The organism is Actinoplanes sp. DH11 (assembly GCF_020873875.1).
Classification (GTDB): Bacteria; Actinomycetota; Actinomycetes; order Mycobacteriales; family Micromonosporaceae; genus Actinoplanes.
This window is the reverse complement of the sequence record NZ_JAHWGU010000044.1, coordinates 25,119-50,936: the sequence shown is the minus strand read 5'-3', so window position 1 is coordinate 50,936 and position 25,818 is coordinate 25,119. Positions and strand designations below refer to the sequence as shown.

Genomic DNA, 25,818 nt, shown 5'->3' with positions numbered 1-25,818 from the left:
GGCGGGCGGGCCCGGGCGGGCCCGCCCGCCGAGCGGGTCAGATGGCCTGACCGGAGATGAAGGGCAGCCACCCGGCGTACCAGCCGGAGGTCACCGCCAGGAACCCGAGGACGATCACCACGTTCCGGTTGGCGGCCCGGGCCAGGGCGACGGCCGGCACCAGCAGCACCGTGAACGCGGGCAGCAGGTGCCGGCCCATCATCGAGATGTGCGCGTGCGAGCCGGCCGCGAGCACCAGGGTCGCGACGGCGTAGACGGTGAGCTGCCACGGCGCCCGGTTGGCGATCAGCAGGGTGAGCAGCATCAGGAAGCCGAAGAAGATCAGCACGGAGAGCAGCCGGATCGGTTTCGTGGCGTCCTCCACGTTGCCGAGCATGACGTTCCAGATCACCTTCGACGTCGACGAGCCGTAGTCCCACCAGGCGCCGAACGTGTTGTTGTGGATCTCGAAGTATTTGTCGACGCCGCCGAGCCGATACCCGGCGTACCCGACGTAGGCGAGCAGTCCGGCTGGGGCGAGCAGCATCCCGGCGTACGGCCGCCAGCCGCCCTTGCGGCGCACCGCCGCGATCAGCAGGGCCAGGCCGGCGGTGCCGATCAGCGCGGCCGCGGTGGGCCGGCTCAACCCGCTGACGCCGGCGAGCAGGCCGGCGAGCAGCCAGCGCTCGGTGAGCAGCGCGTAGAGAGTCCAGGCCGCCAGGGCGGTGAACAGGGACTCGGTGAACGCGCCGTTCTGCGTCATCGCGGCCGGGGCGACCGCCCAGGCGGCGGCGAGCATGATGCCGACCCGGTGGTCGTGGACGTGCCGGCCGACCAGGTAGAGACCCCAGGCCGCGGCGACGGCGGAGATCGCGGAGACGATCAGGCAGGCCACCACGGGGGAGATGAACGGCAGGAAGGTCAGCGGCCGGGCCAGCCAGGAGTAGAGCGGGAAGAACATCAGGCGGTGCTCGTACGGCACGCCGTTGGGGTCGATCGCGCCGACCGGCCCGCCGATGCCATCGCCGGCGATCATCACGTACCACCGGGCGTCCCAGGAGACCAGGGCGTCCAGCACCGAGGTGTAGCCGCGCCACTGGTTGGTCGAGCCGTCCGGGTAGACCTGTTTGCCGGGGTCCTGCGCGTGCGCGTAGGCCGCCAGCACCGACATGACCTGAAGACTTATCAGGCGCAGGAACAGATAGATGCCGATCGCCGGGATGGCGTCGCGCAGCGCGACGCGCCATCGGGACGGCACGGGTTCGGTGGCCGTGTCGGCCGTGGTCACGTTGGTGATGGTCATGCGCCCTTCCCGGAGTTCCGGCCCCGCGGCGAGACTAGACGATTCCGCGCGCGAGGGAAGGCCCCCGCGGAGGGACGGGTGCATCGGTGATTGCATACATCTGCGATTGTCGATGCCGAGCCGGGGCGGTCCCGGCACGGGAGGCATCGCATGCATCGAAGAGTGCCCGCCTTACTGACCAGCTCGATCCTCGCGGCAGGGCTGCTCGCCGCGCCGGCGGCGGCCGCCGCGAAGCCGGTGGACGCCACGGAACCGGCCGCTACGGCGCAGTTCCAGAAACCCGTCACCCTGATCACCGGCGACCGCGTGCACCGGCACGGCAAGGACGTCTCCGTCCAGCGCGGCGCGGGCCGGGAGAACGTCACCTTCGCCACCCACCGGGCCGGCGACCACCACTATGTGATCCCGTCCGACGCGCTCGGCCTGATCCGGCAGGGGCGCCTCGACAAGCGCCTGTTCGACATCACCCAGCTGCCGGCCACCGCCGAGCTGCCGCTGATCATCACGCACGCCGACGCCGGTGCGAACCGGGCCAGGTCCGCGCTTTCCGCGGGGGAGGCGCGGGTCACCCGCGACCTGTCCGCCATCGACGCCCTCGCCGTGCGGGCCGACCTGGAGGGCCGGGCCGGCATCTGGTCGTCGCTGACCGGCGGGACGGACACCGCCCGTACCCTGCAGGCCGGTGTGCAGAAGATCTGGCTGGACGGCAAGCGGCAGCTGAGCCTGGACCGCAGTGTGCCGCAGATCGGCGCCCCGGCGGCCTACCGGGCCGGCTACGACGGCACCGGCGTGACCGTCGCCGTGCTCGACAGCGGCATCGACCAGAACCACCCGGACTTCGCCGGCAAGATCGTCGAGGCGCAGAACTTCACCACCGCGGAGAGCGTCGACGACATCTTCGGCCACGGCACCCACGTCGCCTCGATCATCGCGGGCAGCGGCGCCGCGTCCGGCGGCAAGTACGCCGGTGTCGCGCCGGGTGCGAAACTGCTTGTCGGCAAGGTGTGCGAGGCCGGCTGGTGCGAGGAGTCGTCAATCCTGGCCGGCATGATCTGGGCGGCCGAGCGGTCGCCGGTGATCAACCTGAGCCTGGGCGGGCGGGACACCCCGGAGGTCGACCCGCTGGAGCAGGCCGTCCAGGAACTGACCGCGCAGCACGACACGCTGTTCGTGATCGCCGCGGGCAACGAGGGAACCCCCGGCTCCATCGGCTCGCCGTCGTCGGCGGACGCGGCCCTCTCGGTCGGTGCCGTGGACCGCGAGGACCGGCTCGCCGACTTCTCCAGCCGGGGTCCCCGCACCGGCGACGGCGCGCTCAAGCCGGACATCACCGCGCCCGGTGTCGGCATCGTCGCCGCCAAGGCCGCCAACGGGGTGATCGGTGACCCGGCGCCCGACGGGTACGTGGCGCTCGACGGCACGTCGATGGCGACCCCGCACGTCGCGGGTGCCGCCGCGCTGCTCACCCAGCAGCACCCCGGCTGGTCGTCGCGCCTGCGCAAGAACACGCTCATCGCCTCGGCCCAGCCGGCCGACGGCACCAGCGCGTTCGACCAGGGTGCCGGCCGTGTCGACGTGGCCCGGCAGATCACCCAGACGGTCACCGTGGACGAGGGCAGCGTCAGCTTCGGGATCCAGGCCTGGCCGCACGACGACGACCAGCCGATCACCCGTACCGTCACCTACCGCAACGCGGGCACCACGCCCGTGAACCTTGCCCTCAGCGTCTCCGGCGCGCCGTTCACGGTGGCCGCGTCCACCCTCACGGTCCCGGCCGGCGGCACCGCGTCCACCACGGTCACCGCCGGTGTCGGCGCGGACCTGGCGGAAGCCCCGCTGGGCGGTTACCTCACGGCCACCGCCCCCTCGGGTGTACGGGTGACGACCGCTCTCGGCGTCGTCAACGAGGTCGAGAGCTACGACCTCACCGTGCGGGTGCTCGGCCGGGACGGCCAGCCCAGCGCCGACAACCTGACCGTGCTGCTCGGCCTGGACGAGTTCGCCTCGATCGACGTGCCCGCCTCCGGCGAGGTGCGCGTGCCGGCGGGCCGGTACGGCCTCTTCTCCTGGATCTTCCAGGGCGAGGAGTCGAGCACCATGCTCACCGAGTCCGAGCTGGTCGTCGACGGGAATCGCTCGCTGACCCTGGACGCCCGCACGGCCAAGCCGCTCCGGGTGACCCCGCCGCAGCGGGACGCCGGCACCGTGCTGGCTGCCGTGAACGGCGACTGGGAGACCGAGGAGGGGGGCTACTACTCGGCGGGGCTGGGCGCGGCCGAGTTCGACGAGCTCTACGCCGGTCCGGTGTCGAAGGTGTCGAAGCCGTTCTTCAGGGCCTCGGTGTTCGGTTCGTTCGCCCGGCCCGGAGCGGCGGAGGACTTCCGCAACAGCCCGTACACCACCGACCTGGCCTACTTCCGCGAAGGCCTGATGTTCGAGGGGCTGCGCAAGGCGCCGAAACTGTCCGAGCTGGCCGCCTTCACGCCGTCGTACGGCGTCGAGGCGACAGGCGTCGAAGGCGCCAAGGCGAACGTCGCCCGCTACTCCGAGGAAGCCGGCCTGACCTTCGTGTACACGCCGTTCAGCCTGCCGTTCCGCCGCACCGAGTACGTGAACCCGGAAGTGCCGTGGTTCTCCACGTTCAGCCAGACGCGGCCCGGCGCCGACGGCTTCACCGAGTTCCTCGACGACACGTACAGCGAGACCCGCAAGCTGCGGGCCGGCCGGACGTACCCGCAGGCGTGGAACCGCGCGGTGATCGGCCCGAACGTCACCAAGCCGCTGTACGACCCGCAGTGGGTCACCCGGTACGGCGACTTCCTGGTACTCAACATGCCGCTGCACGGTGACGGCGCCGGGCACCCCGGTTTCTCGTACCTGGCCGAGGAGTCGGTGAAGCTCTACCGGGGCAACGCCCTGGTCGGCGAGGGCTGGGAGGTCGAGGTGCCGCCGGAAACGGCCACGTACCGCCTGGAGGCGACCGCCACGCGCGGCGCGCCGCACGTGTTCTCCACCGATGTGCGCGGCACGTGGACGTTCCGCTCCGGGCACGTCGAGGGCGAGGAGTTCCAGCGTCTGCCGGTGCGCACGATCCGGTTCGCGCCGGCGGTCGACGACCGCAACAGCGCGCCGGCCGGCCGCCGGTTCGACATCCCGGTGGTGGTCGAGCACCAGCCCGGCGTGCGCGTCGGTGCGGTGCGGTCGGTGACGGTCGACGTCTCCTACGACGACGGCCGGACGTGGCGCAAGGCGGACGTGCGCGGGTCGGGTGACAAGCGGGTCGCCACGGTCCGCCACCCGGACGGCGCCGGATTCGTGTCGCTGCGGGCCTCCGCGGCCGACACGCACGGCAACACGGTGTCGCAGAGCTTGGTGCGCGCCTACGCACTGCGCTGATCGTCGCATCGCCGAAAGGGCCGGGCCGTCACGGTCCGGCCCTTTCCTCGGACGCGGGCCCGCTTCTTGCTCATGCGCGGGCCCGCTTCTTGCTCATGCGCGGGCCCGCCTTGCTCATGCGCGAGACCGCTTCTTGCTCATACGCGGGATTTGCGGGGTAAACGGCTCCGCCGGTGCCCGGGGAACCGGTATCGATTGCGGTGACCCGTACCCGCGACAATGCCGGAGACGACATGAAGCGCCGCACCCTCATCACGGCCGCCGGCGTAGCCGGCCTGGCCACCGCCACTACCGCCACCGCCACCGCCGGGCCGGCGGCTGGAAAACCCGCGCGGACAAAGGTGCGCACCGGATTGGAGCGATTGGCGGGTTCCGATTGGGAAACGGTACGGGCGGACCGCGTCGGCATCGTCTCCAACCTGACCGCCGTCGATCGCCAATACCGGCACCTGGTCGACCGGATGCACGCGGCGGGGGTGCGGATCGGCGGAATCTTCGGGCCGGAGCACGGTTTCCGCGGCTCGGCGCGCGTCGGTGGCGACGAGGGTTTCAGCACGGACGCCCGCACCGGGCTGCCGGTGTACGACGGTTACCGCGTCACCCACGACCGCTGGCGGGCGATGTTCACCGAGACCGGCGTCCGGACCGTGGTCTTCGACATCCAGGACGTCGGCGCCCGGTTCTACACCTACATCTGGACGCTCTACGACTCGATGACCGCCGCGGCGTCGCTCGGACTGCGCTACGTCGTGCTCGACCGTCCGAATCCGATCGGCGGCCGCGCGTTCGGCCCGATGCTCAAGCCGGGCTTCACCTCCGGCGTCGGGCTGCGCGAGATCGTGCAGCAGCACGGCATGACCGTCGGTGAGCTGGCCCGTTTCTACAACGGGGAGTTCCTGAGCACCCCGGTCCGCCTCGAGGTGGTGGAGTGCGAGGGCTGGCACGGCGGGCTGTTCGCCGCCGACCTCGACGTGCCCTGGGTGATGCCGAGTCCGAACATGCCCACTCCGGACACGGCCGCCGTCTACCCTGGGACGTGCCTGTTCGAAGGGGTCGCCTCGATCTCCGAGGGGCGCGGCACGACCCGGCCGTTCGAGATCACCGGCAGTCCCGGCTTCGACTACCGCTGGCGGGACCGGGTGGCCGGGCACGACCTGCCCGGGGTGGCGCTGCGCGAGGCCTATTTCGTGCCGGCGACCGGCAAGTTCGCCGAGCAGCTGTGCTGCGGCATCGAACTGCGGGTCACCGACCGCGCCGCCTTCGACCCGATCCGCACCGTGGTCGCGATGCTGGTCGAGGCCCGGCGGCTGCCCGGTTTCGCCTGGCGTGACGACAATCCGGGCCGGCCGCCCTTCGCGGACCTGCTGTTCGGATCGGACCGCCCCCGCACGATGATCGACGCGGGTGCCACGGTGGACGACGTCGTCGGATCCTGGCAACCGGAGCTGTCCGATTTCAATCGGCGCCGCAAGCCCTACCTGCTCTACCCGCGTGCCTGATCGCACCCTGCCGGGTCACGGCGCGACCCGGCCGTGCGTCTCGAAAGCGGCGTGGGTGAGCGGCATCAGCGCCGCCCACTGCGCCTCCATCTGCTCGGCGACCATCTCGATCTCGCGCTGCGGGAAGGACGGCACCTTGGCGTTCTCCCGTTTCGTGCGCAACGACAGGAAGTGCATGAGCGAACGGGCGTTGCACGTCGCGTACATCGAGGAGAACAACCCGACCGGCAGCACCGAACGGGCCACCTCGCGGGCGATCCCGGCGTCGAGCATCTCCCGGTACGCCGCGTACGACGCCCGGTACGCCGACTCCATCGCCGACACGGTCGTCTCGTGCTGTTCCGGCGTGCCCGCGCTGAACTCGTACTTGCCGGGCCGGCCGTGCTGCACCAGGTGCCGATCCGCGGCCGGGGTGTAGAAGACCGGCTGCAACTCCCGGTACCGCCCGCTCTCCTCGTTGTACGACCAGCCGGACCGGTGCCGGTGGAACTCCCGGAACACCAGGATCGGCGCCTGCACCAGGAAGGTCATCGAGTTGTGCTCGAACGGGGTGCCGTGCCGGTCCCGCATCAGATAGTTGATCAGGCCGCGGGACTTCTCCGGATCCTTGGCCAACTCGTCGAGCGACGCCTCCCCGGCAGTCGAGACCCGGGCCGCGAACAGCACGTCGGCGTCACCGGCCGCGCTGCGTACCAGGGTGACCGTCACGTCGAACCGGAAGACGGGTTCAGTCATGAGCCGCATGTTTCCACACGAACCAGGGCGATCAGCGCAGCGCCACCCCGCCCAGTGCCCCCTGCCGGCCCCGACGGTGCCGGACGCGCCGTTCATGGCGAGATGTTGATCTGCTGGCGGTGCGAAATCGCGGTTTCAGGACCATGATCACAGCGATTTCGTAGCGCCAGCAGATCAACACCGGCGCACGGCGGCCTGGTGAAACGGTCAGGCGGGTGGCCACAGCGGTGCGCGGCGGGGTGCGCGGGCCAAGGCGCGGGCCATCGAGCGGTACGCCGGTTTTTGCTGAAGTTCCTCGTCGAACGGCAGCGGGCGGCGGGCGGCGCCGTCCTCGCGCGGCAGATCCTCCTGGAGCCAGGTGTAGCGGTCGGTGAGGCCGAAGCTCGTGACCGCCTTGACGGCCCGGTGGGAGAGCGCGACGTCGAGGTACCGCCGGTAGACGTCGGCGACGCCCGCGTCGCGACGGCCTGCGTGCGCCGGCAGGCCGTCGTCGAGCACGTCCAGTTCGGTGATCAGGATGTCCAGGCCGCGGTCGGCCACCCGATCCAGCCAGCGGATGTAGGACCGGGCGTCGAACCGCTCGGCGAACCGGTCGGCGAGCAGGTGGGCCTGCACCCCGAGGGCGTGCACGGGTACGCCGTCGCGGAGCAACTGGTCGATGACCTGCAGGGTGGCCTGCCGTCGCGGTTCCGGTTCGTCGCCCCACTGGTCGACGGTTTCGAAACCGAACTCGTTGATGAGCAGCCGCGCCCGCGGGTCGGCCGCGTGGGCCAGGTGGAACGCTTCGGCGACATAGGACGGCCCGATCGTCTGCCACCAGGGCACGTCGGTGCGGAGGCCGCGTACCCCCTCGGGGCTTGTCACCTCGTTGGCGACGCTCCACGCGTCCACCCGGCCGCGATAGCGCCGGACCGTCGCCGTGAGCGTGCCGAACAGCAGTTCGCGCGCCTGCGCCCGGCCGAGGGACCAGAGATGGTCCGCCGGCCAGCCCTCGCCGAAGCCCTCGTCCCAGACGAGGTGGGCGCCGAGGACGCGCATGCGGTGGGCTTCGGCGAAACCGATGATGCGGTCGGCGTACGAGAAGTCGAGCGGGGCGTCCGGGGCCGGCTTCAGCCGGTACCAGAGCAGGTCGTCCTCGGTGAACAGCAGGTCCGCTTCACGCGCGAACAGCGCGGGGTAGTCGCCCTCGAGTTGCCAGGTCGCGATCGACGAGCCGAAAGCGAGGCCCCGCGAGCGGGCCACCGTCCCGAGCGGCGCCGTGCCGGGCGGCGCCGTGCCGAGGCCCGCCGCCACGGAGGCGGACGGCACTCCGGCGGCAAGGCTCGCGGCGCCGGCCGCGCCGAGGAGGAGCGAACGGCGAGGTATGCGGGAGTCACCCATGCCGCACGACGGTAGGCGCCTGCCCGGGAAAGCGCTGTCAGCCACCCATCAGATCGCGTCCCGTTGTTTCCGCACTCCGGCCGAGGCCGGATCGCCCATCGCCATATGGCCGTATGGTGCTTGTATGGCGGTGAAGAAGGTGACGGTTACGCTTCCCGGGGAACTGGTGGAAGCTCTCGGAGTAGCGGCAAAAGAAGACGGTGTTCCGCTGTCGCGTCTGGTCGCGAGCGCGGCAGAGAGCGAACTGCGCCGGCGGGTCGGCCGCCGTCTGGTGGCCGACTGGCAGGACGAGCACGGTGCGTTCACGCTCGAAGAACTCGCGGCGGTCCGGGCCGAGATGGCTGCGGCCGACGCCGAGGCGTTCGGGGTTTCCCGGTCGGCGGTGGCGTGAGCATCCCTTATGTGTACGACGCCGGAGTGCTGCTGGCCATCGACGGCAATGCGCGGCGGATGTGGGTGATCCACCATTTGGCCCTGGAAGAGGGACGCCGCCTTCTCGTTCCCGCAGTCGTCGTAGCCCAGGCATGGCGTGACGCTCGCCGTCAGGTACAGCTCGGCAGGTTTCTGCACAGCTGTGAGATCGTCCCGATCGGGATGGAGACGGCGAAGACCGCCGGTGTGCTGTGCGGTAAGGCCGGTACTCGGGACGTCGTCAACGCCGCGGTCGTCACGGTTGCGCTGGCGCACGGGGCGATCGTCTTCACCAGCGACCCGGACGACATCACGAAGCTCGGCGCCGCGGCGGAGGTCAAGCCTGGATTGGTCGTACGCCGGGTGTGATCGGATCCCGGCATGGCACGCTTGGGGCAGAATCCGCCGAGAGGTGAGGCGATCCCATGAGCATGGCAGTGCTGGAGCACCCGGAGTCGTGGAGCGAGGAGGAATACTTCGCGCTGGGGGAGACCCCGAACCGGGTCGAGCTGATCGATGGCAGCCTGTGGGTGAGTCCCGCGCCGAGCAAGCGTCATCAGCACATCGCCTTCCTGCTCACCATGGCGCTGTACGGGCCGGCCGAACAGGCCGGACTCCTGGTGCTGCAGGACGTCAATCTGCGGCTGGCCGGTGGACGCATCCTGCAACCTGACATCGTGGTGGCCGACACCGACGACGTCGGCACCACGGTGGAGGCGGCCGAGGCGAAGCTTGTCGTCGAAGTGGTGTCACCGGGCAATGCCGGGACGGACCGGCTGCTGAAGCCGCAGCTGTATGCGGCGGCCGGGATCGGCTGGTACCTGCGTGTGGAGCAGCCGCACGACGCGGTGGAACTGCATCTGCAGCGACTGGCCGGTGACCATTACGGTCCGGCCGAGGTGGTGGGCCCCGGCCGGACGCTTACCTCCGACGAGCCGTTCCCGTTCGACGTCGAGGTGGCGGCGCTGCTGGGTCGCCCTCGCCGGCACTGAGGCCGGTCAGATCCGTGCCCAGTCGCCGTTCGCGTTCGTCTGCCGGTACCGGCCGGGTCTCGGTCCTGCCGTCCAGCTTCTTGACCGTCGTGATGACGGTGTGACGCCGGCTTCGCCCCGCCCGGCAGCATGAGGCAGGGGATGTCGTTGCCGTTGGTTCCGTTGCGGAACCGGACGGCGTCATCCGGCTCGCCGCAGAACGGCAGGTCGTCGACGGTGGTAGCAAAGATCAACACTGCGCCCAGAGCGCTTGTGACACGCATGCGACGGTCCTCCCCTCGGTGTGCACGTACTGGGTGAGATGCGCCTGCGCCCCGCCCGGTTCGCGAATCGGCCGAAGAGATTCGTCGATCAGTTACCCCGGCCGGATCCGATGACCACGAACGGGTGGCCGGGCCGGCCGTCGCGGTTCTCGCCCGGCGGCGGGCGCAGCATGGTGAGCCGGACCTCCCGGGGCCACCAGCGGGTCGGTTCCCGCCAGGCGCACTCGACGATCTCGGCCTCCGCGCGATCGGCGCAAGAACCGACCTGCTCCCAGTGATCGAGCTGCGTGGCGACGATCTTCCGGGCCTGCAGCCACGGCGAGTCCGGCGGCAGCGCATAGACGCGCACCGTGGCGTCCCCGCGATCGTTGCGCAGGCCGCGCGCGATGATGCCGGCGCGATCGAAGACGGTCCGCTGGTATCCGTCGCCCTGGTGTGACTGCGGCACGGCCCCGGCGGGCGGGGAGATCGGGTGTGGTTCGCCGGCGGCCCTCCACCGTACGGAAGCGATGGTCCCCAGGACGAGAAGGACGATGAGCAGGAGGCTCGCAAGGGCGGCGACCAGGCGCCGTCGACCGATCCGCACAACCGGAGCCTAAGCGTTCACGTCGAGGGCGGCGGGCGTGCGGACGGCCCGGCGGGGTGTACGGGCGTGCGGGCGCCCGGCGTCGCTGGGCGCCCGATCACGGCGGAAGGGGTCAGTCCGGCCGGTACATCTCGGTGTCGCCGGAGACGGCGTCCGTGTCGTAGCCACTGCGGTCGGCGGAAGCGCTCTCCCCGGTCGTCTCCGGTTCGGCGCCCTGCACTGATTCGCCCGGGCTGCGCAGGGACGCCTGGTACGCCGGGGTGCCGTCCGGCTCGTCGGTCGGGTGCCGCTCGGTGCGCTGCTCATCAGTCATACGCTGCGACTTCCCCGGCTCCCGGCCGCTAAACGATCGGGTGGGCCGGCGGCGGTGGGCGACGACCCGGCGGATCAGCCCGCCCGGGTCCACTCGGCGAGGGTGGTCAGCACCGCCGGGAGGCTGCCGGTGCCCTGGTGGAGGCTGCGCTGCCGGGCGGCGCCGTCGCCGGTGTGCCGCAACCGGGCCAAGCCGTCCACGACGAGGGTGAGATCGCCGGTGGCGAGCAGGGCCGGGCTGACCGTGGCGAAGAACTCGTCGACGAGTTCCCAGGCCGGCCGCGCGTGGCCGAGGCGCAGGTCGATGAGTTCACCGCCGAGGCCTTCGCGGGCGGCCCGCCAGTGCGCGGCGTCGACCACGCACTCCCGGAGCACCGGAGCCGGGCGGCCGTCCACGATGTCGGCGACGGCGGTGGCGACGGCGGCCCGGATCAGGGCGGTGACCAGGACGGCGTCGTCGACGTCGGTGCAGACGTCACCGATGCGGACCTCCACGGTGGGGTAGGAGGCGGAGAGACGGGCGTACCAGTAGACCGTCGCCTCGTCGAGCAGGACGCCGGACTCGAGCAGGTCGGTGACGGTGGCGTCGTACTCGTCGGCGGTGCTGAAATGCGGCGTCGGTGCCACACCGGGCCAGCGCCGCAACTGCACGGACCGCCAGCTGGCGTGCCCGGTGTCCGCCCCTTCGAAGAACGGCGAGTTGCTGGTCATCGCCTGGATCACCGGCAACCAGACCTGCAGGTGGTTGCAGACCTGAACGGCGAGGTCGCGATCCGGTACGCCCACGTGCACATGCATGCCGCAGACTGCCGGGTCGAGCGCCACCGGCCCGTACCTGTCGACGATGTCCTGGTATCGGGGGCCGGACGGGACACCGCGGTCGGGTTCGCCGACGGGCGTGGCGCCCACCGCGACGAGCCGTGCCCCGGCCGATTCCGCCACGCAGGCCGCGCTCTGCCGCAGAGCGACCAGCTGGGCGCGCACGTCACCGAGGTCGGTGCACACGCCGGTGACGAGTTCCATCATGCTGCGCCGCATCTCCTGCCGGCTCTGCTCACGGAGCCGCCGCGGCAAAGCCGTGCGCACCTGCTCGGCGACCGGAACGTTGGCTCCGGTCACCGGGTCGAGCAGGAGAAACTCCTCCTCCACCCCGACGGTCAGCGCCGGCCGGGCCGGGTCGCCGACCACCGTCAGGGGACTGGTAATCGTGGAAGTCATCGCGGAACGTCCTTTCGGCCTGCACCGGGAATGCCGGTACCGCGCATGGCTACCCGTGGTCAACTACCGGCTAACGATCTCTGTCGGCCCGCCAGGGCCGACCAGGCGGGCGCCTCACAGGTCGCGCCGCTGGAAGGCGACACCGGCCAGGGCCAGGACGATCAAGACCCAGAGCAGGGACCAGAGAAGGTACGGCACGGTCAGCGGCGCGATGCTGAGGAACGGATGGGCCTCGAACGCCTGCCCGAACTGGGCGAACAGCGACGGGTCCTGGAAGCAGCGCATCGCACCACGCCACAGCCCGTCGGTCGGCAGCAGCACCTGCGAGACCGTGCCGATCCGTTCGATACCCGGGTTGGCCAGGGCCACGCCGACGTTGCCGACCACCCCGGCGACCCAGGTGGCGCCGAACAGGCCGACCGCCACGATGCCGGAGGCCATCGGCGAGATCGCGGTCGAGAGCAGCAGCGCCAGGGTGAGCAGCGCGACCGCCTGGCCGGCGAGCAGGGCCAGGCCGGTGACCGGTTCCGGTGGCCAGTAACCGGCGGTGCCCCGGACGATGAGCAGCAGGGCCAGCCCGGCCGCGGCCACGAACCCGGTGCCGAACACGACCAGGCCCAGCCATTTGCCGAGCAGGATCGCGGCGCGGCGCACCGGCCGGCCCAGCACCGCCAGCGCGATGCCCGACTCGATCTCGCCGGCCAGGGTGGGCCCGGCCAGGAACGCGGTGCCCAGCGCGGCGATCAGGCTGAGCCCGAACATCACCAGGTTGAGCACCATGGCGGCGGCGAGCCGGGCCTCCCCGCTGGTCAGGTCGCCGAACTCGGCGTCGATGCGGGAGAAACCCCAGGCGCTGACCGCCAGCAGCAGGACGGTGAGAACGGCGAGCGAGCGCAACACCCGGCGGCGGGCGGCCTCCTGGAGGGTGAGCCGGGCGATGGTGAGGATGACGCGTACGCTCACCGCTCGCCCCCGGCCCGCAGGATGCCCAGCAGCCGTTCCTCCAGGCTGACCCGTCCCGGTTCGACCGCGTGCACCCGGACACCGAGCGCGACCAGGTCGGCCACCAGGTCCGGGATGACCTCGGGGTCCCGCAGCGCCACGGTGTACTCCTCGCCGGTGCAGGTGAGTTCGCCGACCTCCTTGAGGCGGCGTTCCGCGTCGGAGCTCACCTCGTCGAGCCGCAGCCGCAACTCCCGGCCGCCGAGCAGTTCGGGAAGCGTCCCGGCCGCCGCCACCCGGCCGCGGTCCAGGATGAGCACCCGGTCGCAGACCCGTTCCACCTCGCCGATCAGGTGCGAGTTGAGCAGGACCGCCACCCCGCGCTCCTTCAGGGACAGCAGCAGGTCGCGCACGTCGGCCCGGCCGAGCGGGTCGAGGGCGCTCGTCGGTTCGTCGAGCACCACGAACTCGGGGCGGGCGACGAGCGCGACGGCCAGCCCGAGCCGCTGCTGCATGCCTTTGGAGAAGCCGCCGACCCGGTCGCCGGCCCGGTCCGCGAGCCCGACCGTGCCCAGGCACTCCCGCCGCTCGGCGTCCGGCACGGTGAGCCCGGCCAGCCGGACATGCAGGCCGAGCACTTCGGCGGCGGTCAGCCACGGCTGATATCGGAAGAGTTCGGGCAGGTAACCGACCCGGGCGCGGGACGCCGGGTCCCGGGCCGGGCGGCCGAGCAGCATGACCTCGCCGGCGTCGGGGCGCACCAGGCCGAGCAGCATCTTGATGACGGTGGTCTTGCCCGCGCCGTTCGGGCCCAGCAGCCCCATCAGCTCGCCGCGGGCGACGCTGAACGACACGTCGTCCACGGCGGTCCGCCGCCGGTAGCGTTTGCGCAGCCCGGACGCCCAGACCGCGGCGCTCACCGCAGACCTCGCGCCACGGTCAGCACCTCGTCGGCGGTCAGCGAGCCGGCGACCACGGTTACCACGCCGTCGCGGACCCAGACGACCGCCGCCAGGACCTGGTCCTTGGAGGTGAGCACGGTCGCGGGTATGCCACCGACGTCGGCGGGAGCGCTGGACAACTCCTCGGCCAGCACGTGCACCGGCATGGTGCGGCCGTCCCCGGTGAAGCCGCGCAGCTGCGCGGCCACGTCCTGCGGCAGGCCGGAGAGGGAGAGCAGGTAGTCGCGGGCGGTGGCGAACGGTACGCCGTCGGAGTACGCGGCCGGCGCGACGGCCCGGCCGACGATCAGGGCCGGCACGCCCTGCCCGGAGTTCCACACGGCCGCGACGCCCGGGCCGGCGGTGAGCCGGAACCGGCTGCCGTCGAGGCCGGCCGGCATGGGCGGCAGCGTGTGCCCGGCGTCGGCGGCGGCGCGGGCGGCCTTGGCGGCGGAGAAGGTGAACTCGGCGCTGACCCGGTCGCCGGCCTGGTACTGCGGTTGCCCGGTGACGCCGCCGGGCAGCTGGGCCACCTGGGGAACGGCCAGGCCGGCGGTCTCCTGCGCTGCCATCGCATCGGGGACGGCACGGATTCGCGCGGGCTCGGTGAGCTTTACGTCCCCGTACCCGGAAAGATCGGGAAGCTTGAGCAGGTCCGCCTGGCTGATGGTCACCGGGGCGATCTGTTCGGTCCGGAAGATCTGCAGCCAGTCGGTGGCGGCCGCCGCGGTGGCGCCGCTGAGCAGGGCGACCGCCGCGGTGATCGCGACCGCGGGGCGACGCAGGGCGGTGCGCCAGCCGGCGCCGCCCCTGCTCACCGGCTGCCTGCTCACCGGCTGCCCGGCCGGGGTGCCCGCGGCTATCGTCGCGGACAGACGGTGCCAACCGGCGTCGATGTCGGGTTCCTCGACGTGGGAGGTCAGCGCGGTGGCGGCGGTGCGGGCGTCGTGGCGTACGCCGGCCAGGGTGGTCTGGCAGGCCGGGCAGCCGGCGATGTGGTCGTGGTCGGTGTCGGCGACACCGTCCGGCTCGTCCACGAGCCGGCGCAGGGTGCCGTCACTGGGGTGACGCATGGCGGTTCAGCTCCTCGCGTAGGGCGGACTCGGCGCGTCGCACGGTGGTGCCCACGCTGCCGGGGGAGAGTTCGAGAGCGGCGGCGACCTCGGCGTAACTGAGTCCGCTGTGCCGCAGGACCAGGGCGACCGCCTGCCGCCGGGGGAGCCGGGCCAGGGCGGCGCGGACCCGGCGCCGTTCCTCGCGGGCCACCACGGTGTCGGCGACGTCCGGTGCCACCGGATCGACCACGCCGGCGGCCTCCTCGCGGGTGGTCCGGCGCCGGCCGCTGCGCAGATGGTTGAGCGCGGTGTGTGCCGCGGCGACGGTGAGCCACCCGGCCGCCTCGGCCGCCGGCACCGACGACCGGCCGAAGGTGAGGAACACCTCCTGGGCGACGTCCTCGGCCTCGTCGCGGGAACCGAGGACCCGGGCGGCGACGGCGACGACCCGCGGGTAGGCGGAGCGGAAGACCTGTTCCAGGTCGGCTCGGACCGCCGGATGCACCGCCCGCCCCCTCTGCCGCGCCGGTTCGACTTGTTGCTTCACATCAGGGAAGCACCGCCGGGGCCCCGGACGTGACAAAGACCGGCCGGGCTTCTCGCCCGGCCGGCCTGATCGCGGATTCTCGTCGTGGGGATGTGTCAGGAGATGCCGATGTCGTCGAACCACACCGTGCCGGTGTTGTCACCGGACTTGAGGTGCAGCTGCACGCCCGCCGCCCCCGCCGGGGCGACCGTCTCGATGACCAGCTTCGTCCAGCCGGTGTCGCCCGCGGGCAGCCGGTTCGAGGTGTTCTGGCTCAGCCACTTCCCGTCGGCGTCGAACCAGCTCAGCGCGATCTCGGTGGTGCCGGTCGCGTCGATGCCCCGGGCGTACGCCTCGGCCCGCCAGCGGTACCCCGGCTGCACCGGCGTGATCGGCGCGGTGACCAGGGAAGGCAGCCCGCTCGTGGTGCGGGTGGTGCCGGCGAACCGTACCGAGTGCGAGCCGTTGCGCGGCATGTCGGTGCTGACCACGCCGGTGCCGGCCTGGGGCAGGTTCTGCCGCCACGGCGAGTCGGCGGCCGGCGCCTCGAAGCCCAGGTTGAGGAAGCTGTTCGGCAGCGTGCCGGTGGTCCACGCGGCGCGGACCACGTCGGCGGCGACCTTCGCGCTGCCGTCGGCCCGGTAGAGGCCGAACCGGTACTGCGCGGGGATCGTCGACACCGTCGAGTTGCTCGGGATGGCCTTGTCGGAGAAGTCGTTGAGCGTCCACGGCGAGACCGAGCCGACGCCCGCCTCCTTCGCGGCGCGGAACACCCGGGCCAGGTAGGCGCCCTGCTCGCCCTCGCTGGCGGTGGCACTGCTCAGCCCGGTCTCGCCGATCACGATCGGCACCGGTGCCACGGCCGCCTGCGCCTTGCGGATCTCGGCGAGGGACCGCTCCGAGTTGCCGTAGAAGTGGAAGTCGTAGTAGTCCAGCGGGGTCGTGGCCAGCTCCGACTTGATCTGCGCCATGCCGGCCGCGCCGGTGCCGCCGTCGACCGACAGGGTCAGCGGCATCGTCGGTGCGGCGGCCCGGACCGCCGGGATCACCTGCCGGACCCAGGCGACCGCGGCGGCGTTGCCGGGCTGGAACTCGTTCTTCAGCTCGACCGAGATGACGCGCGGGTCGTCCACGTACGGCGCGAGCACCGCCGTGGCCCAGCCGATGCTGCCGGTCGCGTCGTAGTAGCCGTCCCACCAGTCGAACAGGGTCAGCTTGACGGTGAGGTCGTGCGCGGCCGCGATGCTGACGAACTTGCGGAGCCGCTCGGCGTAGGTGGCCGTCGGCTTCGGGTAGCCGAACGCCTGCGGGAAGACGATGACCCGGACGTTGTCGGCGCCCAACTCGGCGGCGCGGGCCAGGTCGGCGTCGATCCGGGTCGCGTCGAAGTTCGTCCACATCGCTGACCAGCCGGCGTCCGACGGGTAGTAGTTGATGGACTTGGCGGCCCGGACCGCGGCCAGCCGGCCGGCCATGGTCGGCACCGTCGTGACCTGCGCCGCGGCTGTCGTGGCCGCCGGCTCGCCGGTGGTGGCGTGCGCGGCGGAGGCCGGAGACAGGGCGCTGCCGATCAGCAGCGCGGAAGCCAGGGCGGTGGCACAGATGCGTGCGCGGGTCATCAGCGGGGGCCGGCCTCTCGGTCGAATTTTGGTGTACGTCTGGGGAGTTGCCTCTCTTTCGGCGCCGGCCCGGCCCGGTACAGGACTTCGTTGATGTCATCGCGGGTGCGGTACGGGTCCCGCCCGGTGCCACCCGGCGGAGGGTGGCCGAGACCTTCCGGACCGCCACCCCGTAGGCGGCAGCCACCCGGCGGCCCTCCCGAGCGCTGCGTGAGCGCTAACATCCGTCGGCATGTCCGTCGAATTGACAAACATCACCGGCATGCGGGTCCGCGTCCTGCCCTACGGCGGGATCATCCAGTCCATCGAGGTCCCGGACCGGGCGGGCGGCATCGCGAACGTCGTGCTCGGATTCGAGAACCAGCAGGGGTACGCGGACCATCCGGGCCCGTACTTCGGTGCGATCATCGGCCGTTACGGCAACCGGATCGCCGGCGGGCGGTTCACCCTCGACGGCGAGTCACGGGAACTGCCGCGCAACGACGCCGGCAACACGCTGCACGGCGGTGAGACCGGTTTCGATCGCCACGTCTGGTCTGCCACGCCGGGTCCGTCGAGCCTCGTCCTCCAGCACGTCAGCGCCGACGGTGACCAGGGCTTCCCGGGCGAGTTGTCGGTGACCGTCACCTACACGCTCACCGACGACAACGGGCTGCGCATCGACTACGAGGCCGTCACGGACGCGCCGACCGTGGTGAACCTGACCAACCACAGCTACTTCAACCTGGCCGGGGCCGGTTCCGGGGACGTCTACGGGCACCTGTTGCGGCTCGATGCCGACGGGTTCACCGAGGTCGGCGACGGGCTGATCCCGACCGGCCGGATCGTGCCCGTGGACGGGACCGCGATGGACTTCCGGGAGCCGGTGGCGATCGGCGCGCGGATCCGCGACGACGAGGAACAGTTGCTGCTGGGCGGCGGGTACGACCACAACTGGGTGCTGCGCGGCTCCGGGTTGCGGGAGGTCGCGTACGTGGCCGAGCCGGTCACCGGCCGGACCCTGACAGTGCTGACCACGGAGCCCGGGTTGCAGTTCTACTCGGGGAACTTCCTGGACGGGACGTTCGCCGGGACGGGCGGCCGTGCGTACCGGCAGGGTGACGGCTTCGCCCTGGAAACCCAGCACTTCCCGGACTCGCCGAACCGGCCGGAGTTCCCGTCGACGGTGCTGCGGCCGGGGGAGACGTACCGGTCCACCACGATCTACCGCTTCGGCGTCGCCTGAGGCCGGTGCCGCCTCGTCAGTGCGGCGCCTCGTCCGTGCGGCGCCGTTGTCGTTGGTGAGGCCCGGGGATATGGCCAATCCCCGGGCCTCTCTTTACCACTGAATTGCACACACCAGCACGTTTAAGAGCCGGGATCATTCGTAAGGACATCGGGTTTTGCCATTAAACTACCGCCGCTCGTGGCGCGGCGGACCGGATTCGAACCGGCATCCGCTGTCTCCGTCCCTGGCCGTTCGATCTGGTGTTCAGTGGTGAATGCTGACGTTGGAGCGAGAATCTGAGTTTCAGGCCGGCTGCCTCTGCCATTTGGGCTACCCCCGCGCGTGGTGCGGGGGGGCGGGACTCGAACCCGCACTGTCACCGGCGTTGTCAGTTTCAGCCTCAGCTGTCAGCTTTACGCCGGTCGTCCGGCGCATCCCCGCGCTCCCACGGGGAATCCATGACGGTCACCCGAACAGGTAACCGAAGACGGCCGCACCGACCCGCTGGTCCACGACCTCGGTGTTGTTGGCCTCCTCGCGAGCGAACTTGACCGCCGTCTGCAGCGCCAGCACCCGCTCCAGCAACTCGTTGACCCGCTTGGCCGGCAGCGCGCCGGAGAACTTCACGGTGGTCCAGTACCCCACCGTGACGTCCTCGTAGTACACCTCGACCTGCGCCGGGTGCTTCTCCGTCGCCTCCGCCTTGACGTGGTTGCGCGGCACCTTCTTCGTCCGGTTGGTGCGCACCGGCTCGGTCCGCCAGCTGTCCGTGGAGTCGTCGCGGGTCCAGCTCTCGGCGGCGTCGAGCACCGGCAGCTTCTTGACGAACGTGTGCAGGTCGACGAGCTGCTTCTCGAGAAACAGCAGGTACGTCACCGGAACCTGCGCGGCGATGGTGCGCCCGTCGACGACCACGTCGGCGCGCGCCACACAGTTCGTCCAGTCCTTGGTCGCGGTGACGTCGAAGAGCCGGGTCAGCGTGCCGGCGACGTCACGCAGGACGTCCTCACCCTTGATCTGCACCCGCGTCGACTCGGCGGGCAACTGCTCGCCCTCCTCGTCCTTCGGCTGGTACGTCCGGGAGATACCGGCGAGCGGACCGGTCTTCTGCACGGCGTGGTGCGCGTCGCTCAGGTCGGCGAACGACTTGCTCTTGACGCCTTTCTCCACGGCGATGATCTGGTTCAGCTTCGGCACGGTGTCCCCTTTCAGCGCGGGAAACGTAGCACTTGTGCCCGTCGATCCCCGACCGTTTTTTCGGGCGGCTCGTCGCCCGCGGGCCGCTCACGGACGCAAATCGGTCGAGGCGCGGAACGAGCCGTCCATCTCGAACGGCACCGATTCGTGCTCGTGGGTCACCAGCCATCGCCCACCGATCCGGCGCAGCCCCAGCGTCACCCGGAACCACAGGCTGAAGCTCCGGTCCGTGCCCGTGCCCGCGCCTCTGTCCGTGCTCCCGTCCGTGCCCGTGCTCCCGTCCGTGCTCGTGCTCCCGTCCGTGCCCGTGCTCCCGTCCGTGCTCGTGCCGCCGTCCGTGCCCGTGCCGCCGTCCGTGCTCGTGCCGCCGTCCGTGCCCGTGTCTCCGTCCGTGCTCGCATTCGTGCCGCCGTCCGTGCCTCTGCTTGCGCCGCGCGGGGTGGCGGTCAGGCAGTCGATGCTCGTCGCGAACGCCACGTCGCCGTCCGCGGTGATCTCCAGCTGGGTCACCTCCCGGCGCGGCGGCGCCTCGAAGTTCGCCATCCAGGCCTCCAGCGGTGCCGTGTCCCGGCCGTCGCCGGGCTGCCGCAGCGGCGGGGCGAGGTTGAATTCGACGAACGTGTCGGCATAGTGCGACAGGACGGCTTTGACATCACCGGTCTCCAGCAGCGCGGCTTTGCGTCCGATGACTTCCCGGATCTCGTCCATGACGGGTTCCACCCTTCTCGGTGTCTTCTCGGTCTGCCGGGATGTCGAAGCCGGCCCGGCCGGGTTCGACATCCTTGGCGAGAGAAAGGGGCACCGTCATGAAGTACGTCATCCTGATCCAGTCCAATCCGCAGTCCCTGGCTGTCTGGGAGACCTTGACCGACGAGCAGCGCACCGACTTCGGTCTCGGCCACCTGCGGCTCACCGAGCAGATGCGCGAGGCAGGCGTGCTGGTGGCCAGTGAAGGCCTGGGCGATCCGGCGCTGGCCACCCAGGTCTCCGTCCGCGACGGCCGCACGATCACGTCGGACGGCCCCTACGCCGAGGTCAAGGAACACCTGGCCGGCTTCTACCTGATCGACGTCACCGACCTCGACGAGGCGGTGGCGTGGGCCGCGAAGGCGCCGGACGCGGCCTACACCAGGGTCGAGGTGCGACCGGTCCTGGACATGAGCGCATGGGAGATCTGACCGGCCTGCCGGACCTGCTGCGCGATCTTGCGCCGCAGGTCCTGGCCGCGGTGGTGCGCCGTTACGGCGATTTCGAGGCGTGCGAGGACGCGGTCCAGGAGGCGCTGCTGGCGGCCGCCCGGCAGTGGCCCGCAACCGGGGTGCCCGCGCAGCCGCGCAACTGGCTGATCACCGTAGCCGGCCGCCGCCGGGTGGAGCTGCTGCGCAACGAGACCGCCCGGCGGCGCCGCGAGGACGCGGTCTGGCACGAACCGGCGCCCGAAGTCCGCGGCGACGACGAGCTGGTCCTGCTGCTGCTCTGCTGTCACCCGGCGCTGACCGTGCCGGCGCAGGTCACGCTCACCCTCCGGGCGGTCGGCGGGCTCACCACCGCGGAGATCGCGCGGGCTCTGCTGCTGCCGGAGGCCACGGTCGGCCAGCGGATCAGCCGGGCCAAGCAGCGGATCCGCGACACCGGCACAAAGTTCGAGATGCCCGCACCGGGCGAGCTGGCCGAACGTCTCGGCGCGGTTCGCCAGGTGCTGTACCTGATCTTCAACGAGGGCTACACCGCAAGCTCCGGCGAACAGTTGCACCGGGTGGAGCTGACCCGGGAGGCGATCCGGCTGACCCGCCAGCTGCACCGGCGGCTGCCGCAGGACGGCGAGGTCGCCGGCCTGCTGGCGTTGATGCTGCTCACCGACGCACGCCGGCCCGCGCGCACCGGACCGAACGGCGCGCTGATCCCCCTCGCCGAACAGGACCGCGGCCGCTGGGACGCGGCGGCCATCGCGGAGGGTGTGGCGATCCTGACCCGTACCCTGGCGCAGGCCCCGATCGGCCCCTTCCAACTGCAGGCCGCGATCGCGGCGGTGCACGACGAGGCGGCGCGACCCGAGGACACCGATTGGCAGCAGATCCTGATCCTGTACGGCCTGCTGCACACACTCGCCCCCAACCCGATGGTCACCCTGAACCGCATCGTCGCCGTCGCCATGGTCCACGGCCCGGCCACCGGTCTCGCCGCCCTGGACGAGCTGGCCGGGGCCGCCGAGCTGGCCGGGGCCGCCGAGCTGGCCGGGACCGACGAGCCGGCCGGGGCGCAGGAGCCCGCCGGAGGTCAGCTGCCTGCCGGGGACCCGGTGCTGGCCCGCCACCATCGAACCGCCGCGGTCCGTGCGCACCTGCTGGAGATGGCCGGTGACCTGGACGGGGCCCGGGAGCATTACCGGCAGGCGGCGCGGCTCACGCTCAGCCGGCCCGAGCAGCGATACCTGGAGTCGCGGGCCGCCCGACTCCGGTGAACTCCGGTTACGCATGTTCCAGGGCCAGCCGCGGGAGCCGGCGGGCCAGCCCGGCTGGGAGCCACCAGGCCCGGGCGCCGAACAGGTGCATGACCGCAGGCAGCAGCAGGCAGCGGATGACGAGCGCGTCGATCAGCACCGCCACAGCCAGCCCGAGGCCGAACTGCTGCAACATCCGGTCGGGGGAGAGCAGGAACGCCCCGAACACGACGACCATGATGGCGGCGGCAGCGGTGACGACCCGGCCGGTGGTCGCCAGCCCCTCGCGGATCGCGCCGGCCGGGTCGCGGGTCCGCTCCCACTCCTCGTGCATGCGGGCCAGCAGGAAGACCTCATAGTCCATCGACAGCCCGAAAACGATCGCGAAGATCATGACGGGCACGTACGCCTCGATCGGACCCGGCGGCACCCCGAAGGCCCCGTGCTGGAACACCCAGGTGACCACGCCCATCGCCGCGCCCACGCTGAGCAGGTTGAGCACGGCCGCCTTCACCGGGATCAGCAGGGACCGGAACAGCACCAGCAGCAACAGCGCGGACAATCCGACCACGACCGCGACGAACAGCGGCAGCCGATCGGCGATCGCGGCCGAGACGTCGATGACGGCTGCGGTGGGCCCGCCGACCAGCACGGTGACGTCGTTCTCGCGGGCCACCGGGACGAGCACGTCGTCGCGCAGCGTGGCCACCAGCTCCGCGGTCGCCTCGTCCTGCGGCGCGGACTTCGGGAACGCGATCACCGTGGCGACGTCACCGCCCGGTGCGAGGATCGGCGCGGTGGCGGCCGCGACGCCGGGGGTGGCGGCGACCGCCCGCTGCACGGCACCGGCGGCGGCCTCGGCCGACGCGCTGCCGCCGGTGCTCCGGGCCGGTCGCCGGTCGCCGGTGCTCTCCGCGGGTCCTTCGCTGCCGGTGCTCTCGGCGGGTCCTTCGCTGCCGGTTGCCTTGGCCTGTCCCCGCCGGCCGGTGTCCACGACGACGACCAGCGGGCCGTTGACGCCGGGGCCGAACCCTTGCGCCAGCAGCTCGTACGCCCGTGTGCTCGTCTTGCTTGCCGCGTCGTTGCCGGCGTCGGCGAATCCCAGCCGCATGCCGACGACGGGCGCCGACATGCCGGCCAATGCGACCAGCGGGAGCAGCACCGCCGGCCAGGGGCGTCGTGCCACCGCGTCGCTCCACCGGCGCCAGAGCCGGCCCTCCTCGCGCGCGCCTTTCCGACGTCGGTGCATTGCCCGCTCCAGACGCGCGCCGAAGAGGCCGAGCAGCGCCGGCAGCAGCACGAGCGCGGCCAGCATCGTGACCAGCACGGTGACCGCCAGAGCCACCGCCACTCCCTGCAGCGCGCCGAGACCGAGCAGCACCAGCCCGAGCAGCGCGATGATCACCGTGGTGCCGGCGAAGAAGACCGTCCGCCCGGCGGTGTCCAGTGCTGTCCGCACGGCGGTCGCCCGGTCGGCGCCCGCGGCCAGCTCGCCCCGGAACCGGGAGAGGACCAGCAGCGCGTAGTCGATCCCCACGCCCAGCCCGACCAGGATCAGCAAAGGTGTGGTGAAGTCGGCGACGGTGGCGACGTGCGAGGCCAGCGTGACCAGGCCGATCGCGGTGCCCACGGCGAACACCGCGATGATGATCGGCAGGCTGGCGGCGAGCAGCGACCCGAAGAGCAGCACCAGCACGACCAGGGCGGCGAGAAGCCCGGCCCCCTCGGCGGCGCCGCCCTCGGCCTCCTCGGCGGCCCGCGCCGCGTCGCCGCCCACCTCCACGGTGAGCGCCGGGCTGTCGTGGGCCCGCGCGGTGTCGATGATGCGACGGGTGTCGTCGGCGGGGATCGCCTCGGCGGGGACGTCGAGGGCGACCGTCGCGTGCGCGATCGTGCCGTCGGGGGAGACCGACCCCGGGAACGGACTCGTCACCTCGGCCACGTGGGGAAGCCCGCGAACCTCGGCGAGCAGCGCGTCGACGGTGGCGCGGGTGGGCTGCCGGTCCACCCCGCCGGAGTCGCGCACGACGATCTCCAGCGTGCCGCCGGCGCGGACCGGGGCCCGCTCGGTCAGCAGGTCCTGTGCCTGCTGCGACTCGGCGCCGGGCAGGGTGAAGTCGTTGCGGAAGTCGCTGCCGGCCAGCCGGGCCCCGGCGGTGACGCCGATCAGCACGAGCACCCACAGCAGCAGTGCTGTCCAGCGATGCCGGTCGGACCAGCCGGCCAGGCGCTCGAACACACTGCGGCGGCGAATCGGGGTCAGGGACATCGGATCTCCCGGGAAGGCGCCAACGGACGGGAGATGACGCTATGGAGGCCGAGCACTGCGTGGAAACGCCCACAGGTAGCCATCGGCAGTACCCCCTGTGGAGGATCCGGAATGCTACCGGCGAGGGATTCGCCGAAGTGCCGCCCGCCCGTACGCTCCTTCGTATGTGGACGAAGGTGGGCACCCGGGGGCGAGCCGTGATCGATGTCGCGGTGGCGCTGTTCACCGGGGCGTTCACACTGGTCATGCTCGCCGAGGGTGGCCTCGGCGCCCCCGAGGCAGGCTTCCGTCACTTGGATCCGCTGGGCCTCCTGCTGGCCGTCGCGTCGGCCGCGCCGCTGGTCGTGGCACGTCGCTTTCCCGGCACGGTCTGGGCCGTCACCGCCACCGCCACGGTGCTGATGATCTGCCTCGAATACGGCATCGACGTGCCGCCCGGCCAGCTTGTGGCGACCTATCTGCTGGCCGAGGCGGTGGGTGGTGAGGAAACCCCGAGGCGGCGGCTGGCAGCGGCCCTCGCGGTGACGGCCTTCGTGCCGGCGGCCATGGCGCTGATGACCCTCGGCAACCAGTCGGTGCTCGCCATGTCGTCCGGGCTGTTCGCCTGGGCGGCGATGTTCGCCCTGGTCTGGACCGCCGGCGACCGCAGCCGCCTGCGTCGCGACCGCATCCTCGAGCTGGAGGTGACCGCCCGGCTGCGGGAGCTGCACCTCGACCGGCACCGGCAGCTTGCCGCCTCCGAGGAGCGCACCCGCATCGCCCGGGAGCTGCACGACTCGGCCGGGCACGCGATAAACGTGATCCTGGTGCAGGCGGGCGCGGCACGGCTGCTGCACGCACAGGACCCGGAGCGGTCCCGGCAGGCCATCGAGACGATCGAGGAAGTGGCCTACGAGACGATCTCCGACATCGACCGCCTCGTCCGGGCGCTGCGCAAGGGCGAGGCACCGGCTGATCCCGCGCCGGCCGACACGGGCGCCCTCGAAGAACTGGTCGACCAGCACCGGCTGGGTGGTCTGGCCGTGTCGACCAGGTTCGACGGTGGGCCCCGGCCGCTGCCGAGTGGTGTGGCCTGGGCGGCGTACCGCATCTTGCAGGAGGCGTTGACGAACGCGTCACGGCACGGGTCCGGCACGGCTGACGTGCGGTTGTCCTACGGCCCGTCGGCGGTCGACATCGAGGTGCGCAACCCGGTGGGCAGGCGGCACCGGCCGGGCAGCGGCCTCGGCATCATCGGCATGCGGGAGCGTGCCGCACTGCTCGACGGCACCCTCGAGGCGGACACGGAGGGCACGGGCGTGTTCCGGCTCATCGCCCGCCTGCCCTACTCGGCACCCCTGACGCTGAGCGTCCCCGCATGACCCCGCGGACGGAGAGCAGAGCGGCCACCCGGCAGGCGGCGAGGAACGTGGTTTCCGCACAGGCGGCAGACAGCATGGTGACTCCGCAGGCGGCAGGCAGCACGGTGACTTCGCACGCGGCAGGCAGGGCGGTCCCTTCGCAGGCGGCGACCAACGTAGTGGCATCGCAGGCGGGCGGCGGTGCGGT

Annotated in this window: 23 protein-coding genes; 9 read left to right on the top strand and 14 right to left on the bottom strand. The window is 71.8% G+C overall.

The genetic code is table 11. From position 1 onward, the window contains the following. Positions 1-37: 37 nt before the first annotated feature. Positions 38-1,282 (bottom strand): glycosyltransferase family 39 protein, encoded by a 1,245-nt coding sequence (locus tag LPA41_RS38380; protein WP_229076380.1) that lies wholly within the window; start codon positions 1,280-1,282, stop codon positions 38-40. Between the two features lie 150 nt (positions 1,283-1,432). Between LPA41_RS38380 and LPA41_RS38375 the strand changes: the two genes are divergently transcribed. Both LPA41_RS38375 and LPA41_RS38370 read left to right on the top strand, forming a co-directional pair. Further along, on the top strand, positions 1,433-4,678 hold the full coding sequence (locus LPA41_RS38375; protein ID WP_229076377.1) for a S8 family serine peptidase: 3,246 nt from the start codon (positions 1,433-1,435) through the stop codon (positions 4,676-4,678). A 233-nt stretch (positions 4,679-4,911) separates the two neighbouring features. Beyond that, on the top strand, positions 4,912-6,177 hold the full coding sequence (locus LPA41_RS38370) for an exo-beta-N-acetylmuramidase NamZ domain-containing protein (protein WP_229076375.1): 1,266 nt from the start codon (positions 4,912-4,914) through the stop codon (positions 6,175-6,177). A 15-nt stretch (positions 6,178-6,192) separates the two neighbouring features. Here the strand turns inward: LPA41_RS38370 and thyX are convergent, their stop codons facing one another. After that, positions 6,193-6,912 (bottom strand): FAD-dependent thymidylate synthase, encoded by a 720-nt coding sequence (gene thyX / locus LPA41_RS38365; protein WP_229076372.1) that lies wholly within the window; start codon positions 6,910-6,912, stop codon positions 6,193-6,195. A gap of 207 nt (positions 6,913-7,119) precedes the next feature. Further along, entirely contained in the window at positions 7,120-8,292 is a 1,173-nt protein-coding gene (locus LPA41_RS38360) for an endo-1,4-beta-xylanase (RefSeq protein WP_229076369.1), read from the bottom strand. 124 nt (positions 8,293-8,416) lie between these two features. Here LPA41_RS38360 and LPA41_RS38355 point away from each other — a divergent pair, with 124 nt between their 5' ends. The 3 genes from LPA41_RS38355 to LPA41_RS38345 are packed head-to-tail and all read left to right on the top strand — an operon-like array spanning position 8,417 to position 9,695. Beyond that, positions 8,417-8,683 (top strand): hypothetical protein, encoded by a 267-nt coding sequence (locus LPA41_RS38355; RefSeq protein ID WP_229076366.1) that lies wholly within the window; start codon positions 8,417-8,419, stop codon positions 8,681-8,683. A gap of 26 nt (positions 8,684-8,709) precedes the next feature. Beyond that, positions 8,710-9,072, top strand: a complete 363-nt coding sequence (locus tag LPA41_RS38350; RefSeq protein ID WP_229076363.1) for a hypothetical protein — start codon at positions 8,710-8,712, stop codon at positions 9,070-9,072. A gap of 56 nt (positions 9,073-9,128) precedes the next feature. Continuing rightward, a complete protein-coding gene (locus tag LPA41_RS38345; RefSeq protein ID WP_229076360.1) occupies positions 9,129-9,695 on the top strand; it encodes a Uma2 family endonuclease in 567 nt (188 codons plus the stop codon). Positions 9,696-10,046: 351 nt separating this feature from the next. Here LPA41_RS38345 and LPA41_RS38340 read toward each other — a convergent pair whose 3' ends face one another. The 8 genes from LPA41_RS38340 to LPA41_RS38305 all read right to left on the bottom strand — a co-directional run bounded on the left by LPA41_RS38340 (position 10,047) and on the right by LPA41_RS38305 (position 17,157). Further along, positions 10,047-10,544 (bottom strand): hypothetical protein, encoded by a 498-nt coding sequence (locus tag LPA41_RS38340; protein WP_229076358.1) that lies wholly within the window; start codon positions 10,542-10,544, stop codon positions 10,047-10,049. 112 nt (positions 10,545-10,656) lie between these two features. After that, positions 10,657-10,857 (bottom strand): hypothetical protein, encoded by a 201-nt coding sequence (locus LPA41_RS38335; RefSeq protein ID WP_229076355.1) that lies wholly within the window; start codon positions 10,855-10,857, stop codon positions 10,657-10,659. Positions 10,858-10,931: 74 nt separating this feature from the next. Beyond that, a complete protein-coding gene (locus LPA41_RS38330) occupies positions 10,932-12,074 on the bottom strand; it encodes a glutamate--cysteine ligase (protein ID WP_229076352.1) in 1,143 nt (380 codons plus the stop codon). 114 nt (positions 12,075-12,188) lie between these two features. After that, positions 12,189-13,037, bottom strand: a complete 849-nt coding sequence (locus LPA41_RS38325) for an ABC transporter permease subunit (RefSeq protein ID WP_229076350.1) — start codon at positions 13,035-13,037, stop codon at positions 12,189-12,191. Then, a complete protein-coding gene (locus LPA41_RS38320; protein ID WP_229076346.1) occupies positions 13,034-13,936 on the bottom strand; it encodes an ABC transporter ATP-binding protein in 903 nt (300 codons plus the stop codon). Before LPA41_RS38320 ends, LPA41_RS38325 begins: the two co-directional genes overlap by 4 nt. After that, on the bottom strand, positions 13,933-15,030 hold the full coding sequence (locus tag LPA41_RS38315) for a hypothetical protein (protein WP_229076344.1): 1,098 nt from the start codon (positions 15,028-15,030) through the stop codon (positions 13,933-13,935). Before LPA41_RS38315 ends, LPA41_RS38320 begins: the two co-directional genes overlap by 4 nt. After that, positions 15,014-15,517 (bottom strand): sigma-70 family RNA polymerase sigma factor, encoded by a 504-nt coding sequence (locus tag LPA41_RS38310; protein ID WP_229076342.1) that lies wholly within the window; start codon positions 15,515-15,517, stop codon positions 15,014-15,016. The genes LPA41_RS38315 and LPA41_RS38310 overlap by 17 nt, the downstream gene beginning before the upstream one ends. Before the next feature lie 137 nt (positions 15,518-15,654). Beyond that, a complete protein-coding gene (locus LPA41_RS38305) occupies positions 15,655-17,157 on the bottom strand; it encodes a cellulase family glycosylhydrolase (RefSeq protein WP_229076339.1) in 1,503 nt (500 codons plus the stop codon). A gap of 232 nt (positions 17,158-17,389) precedes the next feature. Between LPA41_RS38305 and LPA41_RS38300 the strand changes: the two genes are divergently transcribed. Beyond that, on the top strand, positions 17,390-18,382 hold the full coding sequence (locus LPA41_RS38300) for an aldose epimerase family protein (protein ID WP_229076336.1): 993 nt from the start codon (positions 17,390-17,392) through the stop codon (positions 18,380-18,382). Between the two features lie 447 nt (positions 18,383-18,829). Here LPA41_RS38300 and LPA41_RS38295 read toward each other — a convergent pair whose 3' ends face one another. Continuing rightward, positions 18,830-19,561 (bottom strand): hypothetical protein, encoded by a 732-nt coding sequence (locus tag LPA41_RS38295; protein WP_229076333.1) that lies wholly within the window; start codon positions 19,559-19,561, stop codon positions 18,830-18,832. Positions 19,562-19,648: 87 nt separating this feature from the next. Beyond that, on the bottom strand, positions 19,649-20,269 hold the full coding sequence (locus tag LPA41_RS38290) for a nuclear transport factor 2 family protein (RefSeq protein WP_229076330.1): 621 nt from the start codon (positions 20,267-20,269) through the stop codon (positions 19,649-19,651). A 98-nt stretch (positions 20,270-20,367) separates the two neighbouring features. Here LPA41_RS38290 and LPA41_RS38285 point away from each other — a divergent pair, with 98 nt between their 5' ends. Together LPA41_RS38285 and LPA41_RS38280 are read left to right on the top strand one after the other, a co-directional pair. After that, positions 20,368-20,739, top strand: a complete 372-nt coding sequence (locus tag LPA41_RS38285; RefSeq protein WP_229076327.1) for a YciI family protein — start codon at positions 20,368-20,370, stop codon at positions 20,737-20,739. After that, positions 20,727-22,022: an RNA polymerase sigma factor gene (locus LPA41_RS38280; RefSeq protein ID WP_229076325.1), complete on the top strand. Its 1,296-nt coding sequence runs from the start codon at positions 20,727-20,729 to the stop codon at positions 22,020-22,022. The genes LPA41_RS38285 and LPA41_RS38280 overlap by 13 nt, the downstream gene beginning before the upstream one ends. A 7-nt stretch (positions 22,023-22,029) precedes the next feature. Here LPA41_RS38280 and LPA41_RS38275 read toward each other — a convergent pair whose 3' ends face one another. Next, positions 22,030-24,270 (bottom strand): MMPL family transporter, encoded by a 2,241-nt coding sequence (locus tag LPA41_RS38275; RefSeq protein ID WP_229076324.1) that lies wholly within the window; start codon positions 24,268-24,270, stop codon positions 22,030-22,032. Positions 24,271-24,434: 164 nt separating this feature from the next. Between LPA41_RS38275 and LPA41_RS38270 the strand changes: the two genes are divergently transcribed. Then, positions 24,435-25,631 (top strand): sensor histidine kinase, encoded by a 1,197-nt coding sequence (locus LPA41_RS38270; protein ID WP_229076322.1) that lies wholly within the window; start codon positions 24,435-24,437, stop codon positions 25,629-25,631. Positions 25,632-25,818 lie beyond the last annotated feature (187 nt).